We start from the raw sequence: 4839 nt of genomic DNA on the forward strand, positions 1-4839 counted from the left end.
GTAGTAGCGTTGAAGGATGAGAATCTTGAACATCATCAGCCGATCAAAGGGTGGATGAAAATTTTGATTGAAATTTGACCCGTTTTTTTGAAAAAAAATGACCCACCTAAGAAGAGTAACATCATAACATTTTTTGACTTTCACTCCTTTGTTTTTTCAGTTTTTTGATTTTTGATTTTTATTAGATCTTTCATTCTCCAACTGGGTCCGTTGATGAGAAAGGGATACGAGTGATGAAGAAGACGATCAAGAATAGCTGTTGCGATAACATCGTCCCCAAATATTTGACCCCATTCCTGAAACTCTTTATTAGACGTGATAATAGTTGAGTTTTTTTCATACCGCTTGGAGATCAATCTGAAAAAGAGGGAAGCCGATTCTTTGTCGATATCGAGGTAGCCGATCTCATCGATGATAAGGATTTCGATCCGACTGATCGCTTCAAGATAATCGGCGATGGTATTGGAACGATTGGCGGCGATTAATTCACGCGCAAGTTCTTCAGCACTGATAAACTTTACCCTCCTGCGCTGTTTAGTCGCTTCAAGACCCAAAGCGATAGCAAGATGTGTTTTACCGACGCCTGGCGCTCCGACAAAGAGGATATTTTTAGCATCTTCTAAAAAGCTGAGTGTTGCGAGTTCACGAATAAGCCGCTCTTCGATTTGAGGCTGGAAGCTGAAGTCATAACTCTCTAAGGTAGCAATATAGGGAAACCCTGCTTTTTTAATGCGGGCATTGACGCTTCGATCTACCCGATCGATGATCTGGCGCTGAAGAAGAGTATAGAGGTACTCTTGATACGATATTTTTGATTTCGCTGCATCAAGTGCGGAACTCTCGTAGTGTTCGAGTACCGAAGAGAGTGATAGCAGTTTACAGTAGGCTTCAATGTTTGATTGCATCGAACCGTTCTCAATGGTAACGGGGCCGCTGTTTCTAAATTGGGTGGCATTCATAGTTGGTAATCTCCTAAATCTCGTTTGATATTCCCAGTGGGAAGTGTGATATTGAACAGATTGAGCTGTTCTTTTTTGGGTTTGCTCTGATGGGTGATGGTCCCCTTTATGATGGCGAAGCTGTAGGTGTTTAGGGTGAAGCACTCTTCCATAGCGATCACACATTCTTTGTCGTCATAGTATTCGAACAGATTGGCGATCTTGTAAAGATGGCGAGCAGGATGGATCCGTTTTTGGACTTTGATATTCTCGATAAAGTGGTGAATATTGCTGTAGTTGGCAAACCGTTTCGTGAGTCTTGAAACTGACATTGTTAGTGTGTCATAAGCATCGGTTCGATACCCTTTGAAATGTTCGGGGTTGATAATCACTTCCCCTTTGCCCAGGCAAAGGGCATGAGATGCAATCAGCTTGTTCTGGCTGGAATAAATCTGCAAAGTCGTTCCATACACTATTCGTATCCATACCTCTTTGCCGGTAAAATAATACGGGACTGAATAACGGTTCGATTTATAGGAGATCAAACAGTCTGAAGTGACTTTACGAAATTCCTCTTTGAATCCGATATAGTGTTTGACCTCTCCGGTACGGTTGTCATAAGGCAGCGCTCTGAGAAGAGATTGCTCTTCTTGTTCAAACAGTATCTTGGTGATTTGCTTGGTACTGCCGTGAAGAAGGAGATTATGCTCATTGCCAAACGCTTTTAAACGGCGTCGTAGCTCCTCAAAGTTCTCAAAGGTATTTCCTGAAATGAAGTGTGTTTCAAGATAGGCAAATGGGCTCTCCACTTTCCCCTTGCTCCAGGGATGAGCGGGAAGGCTTCGGGTCGGTTTGATTCCGTAGAATCCGCAAAAATGCAAAAACTTCTGATTCCAAACCAAATTCTCTTTAGACGCTTTCGTCACAAAAACGGTCGCGTTATCCACCTGTAAGCGCTCACACACTCCACCAAAAAAGGAAAAACTCTCTTCCAAAGCGGTTAACACATCGCTTTGCGTGATGCTCAGACTCACGTCATAACATTTATATCTGCTGTACCCCAATATGGCCAAATGGACATATATCTTTACGCTCAATCCCCCAATCTCTACGACATACTCACTCCAGTCATACTGCATCTGCTCCGCTGGAGCGGTCTCATAACGCATGAACGCATCAGGAGATTTACTGTTGACATCATTGGATATCGGTTTCAAAAATTCCCGTATATATGCATACAGTGCATACTGGCTTCCGCCATAGCCCCGCAACTGGATATCCTTCAAAATCCGTGACGCTTTCAGGCTTTTCTTGAGAAATGACTCCTTGATAAAATCTATATGAGGGATAATATGCTCATTGACCTTTTTCTCTCCACGGTTATACAATGGCATCTCATCGCTTGCAAGAGCCTTCTTCACTGTATTGCGACTGATCCCAAGCATATTCGCAATCGCTCGTGTCCCAATGCTTGGATTTTTCGTTTTTATATTCCGAATGGTTACCCAATCCTCCATACTGATCACTCCTTTTACCTCTCATACTTTTTTTACGAAAGGATATGGTTTTTAATCTTCAGGGGTGGGTCAAAAAAAATCAAAAAAGTGGGTCAGTTTTCAGTCAAAAAATTCAGATAGAAAAACTTTAGATAATAATCAAGGTCATATTTATAGTTCGTTTAACCAAATAGCCCTGTCGTATTAACTACTTTTAATGATGAATTTTCTTGTAAGGCAGTAAATTTATACCCCATCTTCTTATACCCTTTAAGCCGTTTGGTGAAACTGCTTTTGAGCAGGGGGACTTGATGATCGATAAAGTCGATAGCCAAACACTCCTGACCCTGACGACCGATTCTTCCAAGATATTGAACCATCCTCTCATCGTAGGAAATTGGCATCGTAAATACAATCGTATCCAAATGACCGATATCAATACCTTCACCGATATAGTTACTTATTGAAAGAATGATTGAGGCTTCGCTAGTTTGGGCAAATTGTTCGCGTTTCATTTTTGTTCCCATAGCGCCGTAGAGAAGGAGTGCGTCAATATTCTCTAGTTTGAGGCGATGCCACAAATGATTTAGATGCTCGATCCGCTCACTAAGTACCAATACTTTTCTATGTCTGAGAGTTTTAATCTCATCAATGATCAGTTGATTACGGTCATTGTCCTCACTCAGCTCACCTAGAATCATGGAAAAGTGATTAAGTAACGTTTCGTATTGAGTCGGAACTGTTTTAAGGTGATGTCGCTGTGTGGTTGTTTTTTTGATCTCATAGACAATTTCACCGCATTGCAGACGCATGATCGCTTCCATTCCATCTTTACGTTTTGGGGTGGCACTGAGACCAACGACATATTTGCCTTTAAACCGTTTCAGCGGTATTTCAAACGATACAGCAGGAATATGGTGCGCTTCATCGATAATGATCTGTGAATATTCCTCTATCAGTTCAGGACGGTTTTTGAGTGATTGAAGCGTTGCAATATCTAACGAACCGTTGAGAGATTTTTTTCCTTTTCCTAAAATACCTATCGCTTTTCCATCAATAGAAAAATAGTTCATGAGCCGTTCTTTCCATTGATCGATGAGTGCCGTTTTATTGACAAGAATAAGGGTTTTTACACTTCGTGTCGTAATGATTGCAGAAGCTACCGCCGTTTTTCCAAATCCGGGCGGAGCGATAAGAAGTGCGTAATCGTATTGCATGAGTGAATTAAAGACATCAATTTGTTGTGGTCGTAGTTCCAATACCAATAGCGGAGCTTCTGTTTTTTCAAGAAGGCGTTTATCTTGAAACTCCAGTTTGATTTTATGTTTCACTCCCAAACGGCGCAACGGTTCTAAGAGCCCTCTTGGCATAACGATGTAGCGTTCATTAAGATCATAGGTGGAAACAATACGCGGTGTATTGAATGTGGATAGACGTTGTTTCTGGCGCATGAAGAATTCTGGGTTATAGAATGATGCCATCCGCTTCAACAGGTTGAGAAACGATTTGCTTAATCCTTCAAATTCAATGTAAATCGAATCGTGTAAAACTAATTTGAGCCGTTTGGGAGTGGAGAGTTTAACTTTTTCAATCTCCCATGGCATTAACGTTTCTTCGACTTCTAAAGATTGAGTGTAGGTTTGAATCAAAGAACCAAGGCATGAAGGTGTAATTTTGGACACACCGCTCAAATAGCTCCATTGATCACTATAGGGTTGAAGAGTATCGATATCAACAAATACAGTTTTTCCCTCATTACGAGATCCATAATGCAATGGCAGAGCGATTAAGTTACCCAAGCCATCATAAGGAACATAATCTTGATTGGGGAAAAGGCGATCGAAGCTTTTCATATCGATACCGTCACTATGATCCATCGCTCTGGTAATAATAAGATCGCCCAAGATCCGTGCATCACGGGCACGGACGTTATGTGAGAAGAAAAACCAAATATGAAGTCCGTTGCCCGATTTGGATATTTCAAACGAAGGGGATAGATTCATTTCTTGACATACGGTGTTGATGGCTCGTGCATCGTTTAGAAAACTCGATTTATCTAAATCAATAGCAAGAAAAGAGCAAAATGATTGGTCTTTCACTGCATACGTGCCAATTCGAACTTTGCCTTCTAAGTGTGATTGGATAACAGTATCGGTTAACGGAAGATAATCATTTCCTTGAAACGTAGCCGTTTTTGGAAAATACCCTTTTTTTAATCCATCACTGCTCACCCAATAAGTAGCATAGACATCTTCTCGACCGACAAAGAGAGATCGATAGAGGGTAATTTTTCCTTCTTTTGTGAAGGTAGAGTGTTTTTCGAGTTCCTGTTTGATTTGGAGGATTTGCACTTCAATGGAGTGTTTTTGAGATTCAAGAGAATGGAGATGCTCTTTTAATTGATC

General features: G+C 41.1%; 3 protein-coding genes. All 3 read right to left on the bottom strand.

The window, feature by feature from the left end:
- Window positions 1-140: 140 nt before the first annotated feature.
- Entirely contained in the window at window positions 141-959 is an 819-nt protein-coding gene (istB, locus tag JHC35_RS09055; protein WP_295044491.1) for an IS21-like element helper ATPase IstB, read from the bottom strand.
- Window positions 956-2455 (bottom strand): IS21 family transposase, encoded by a 1500-nt coding sequence (istA, locus tag JHC35_RS09060; RefSeq protein ID WP_295044494.1) that lies wholly within the window; start codon window positions 2453-2455, stop codon window positions 956-958. Before istA ends, istB begins: the two co-directional genes overlap by 4 nt.
- A 161-nt stretch (window positions 2456-2616) precedes the next feature.
- Window positions 2617-4839, bottom strand: a 2223-nt coding sequence (locus JHC35_RS09065) for a DEAD/DEAH box helicase (protein ID WP_295044496.1), incomplete at its 5' end; no start/stop codon positions are given.

The sequence above is a fragment of the Sulfuricurvum sp. genome (genome assembly GCF_022759005.1).
GTDB lineage: Bacteria > Campylobacterota > Campylobacteria > Campylobacterales > Sulfurimonadaceae > Sulfuricurvum.